Raw genomic sequence first — 1,478 nt, forward strand, 5'->3', positions numbered from 1 at the left:
CTCGTACGTAGTGCTTGGGGCCGAGGGGGAGGTGGAGGTAGTGGAGGAGGGTACGGACCGTGGAGGCCTGGTCCTCCACCGTCTCGGGGGTGGGGCGGGTCACCGTTTCGTCCGGGTGGCGTGCTGACGCATGGCGTCACAGTAGGCCGAAAGGCCCATGGGTTCGCCCGCTTTGGTGCGGTCCCTCCGGGCCGGGTCGGTCGTATGGGGGAGGCGGGCCGGGCCCGTGGGCCGCGAAAGTCGGTGTGCGCGTGGACGAGCCCCACTCCACCGCCGACCCGAAGTCGGCAGCGCGCGGGGGCTCTTGGCCGGCGCCCGCCCGGATGTCCCTCACCATCCGGTCGGCGCACGAGGGTGGCATCGCCACGGCCGAGAGCCCCCTTCTCAGGCGGGGGCGCGAACGGTTACGCCGTCGCCGCCTCGCCCTTCGTCAGCAGCCACTCCTCGTGGAGGGCGCCCAGCGGGATCTTCTTCTGGAAGATCGGGGTGCCGAATATGGAGAGCTGGATGTTCAGCGTGCCGGTGAGGTCCACGCCGCCGTAGAGGGCCCAGGCGCCCTTCGCCGAGCCGGTGCCGTTCGCGGAGCCCTCGGCCGTGGCGTCGGCCTCGGCGCGCAGGTACGGGGCGAGGTCGGCGGTGACGCCCACCGTGCCGTAGAGGCCGATCGTTGCCTCGGCGCCCAGCGCGGCCTTGACCTTGCCGGTGGCGGTGACGGTCGCCTTCAGCGGCTCGCCGGTCATCTTGGACTCGCTCACACCCGTCCAGCCCTTGGCCCAGGTGAAGTTGCCGCCTACGCGGAAGTCGCCCTTGAGGTCCTGCTCGACGTCCACGGTGACGCGGCCGTCGGCGTTCACCTGGAAGTAGCAGACGAGGTCCAGGTTGACGACGATCGGGACCGGGCCGACCTGGATGACGGGGTCGGCGTGGAGTTCGGCGAACGGGACGCGGACCGGCTTGCCGTCGGTCGTGCCGGCCGCGCGGCCCTTGAGCGACCACTTCGACGCCCAGTCGCCGGTCAGCCCCAGGAACGCTCCGCCGGGCGCGGCCCCCGTACCGGCTCCGGAGCCGTCGTACGAGAAGGCGACCTCGGGGGCGAGCTGGACGAAGCCGTGGACGGACGCGGCGGCCGAGGCGGGGGCGCCGGCCGCGGTCTCCACGGCGGCGCCCACGTCGATACGGAGGCTGCCGAGCGGGAGTTTCGCGCCCTGCGGGCCGAAGGTGAGGTCACCGGTCTTCGCCCAGGAGACCTTCACGCCCTGGACGAGGGGGTCGATGTCCATGGTGGAGGGGTCGACGGGGACCGTGCCATCCGCCTTGCCCTCGCCCAGCACGGAGTTGAGTTCGGCCGGCTCGGTCTGGACGGTCGTACCGCTGCCGTCCTCCGTCGTGCCGACGATGTCCGTCACCTTGGCGAGCAGGCCGTCGGGGGCGCCGGGGGCGGGGGCGCTGGCGATGACATCGCCGACGGCGACGGGGTG

General features: G+C 72.7%; 1 protein-coding gene. It reads right to left on the minus strand.

All coding sequences use genetic code 11. The annotated features are described in order from the left end of the window. Positions 1-404 precede the first annotated feature (404 nt). On the minus strand, positions 405-1,478 hold a 1,074-nt coding region (locus AOK15_RS40850), incomplete at its 5' end, for a hypothetical protein (protein ID WP_055524283.1).

Source organism: Streptomyces ossamyceticus (assembly GCF_001418475.1).
Classification (GTDB): Bacteria; Actinomycetota; Actinomycetes; order Streptomycetales; family Streptomycetaceae; genus Streptomyces; species Streptomyces ossamyceticus.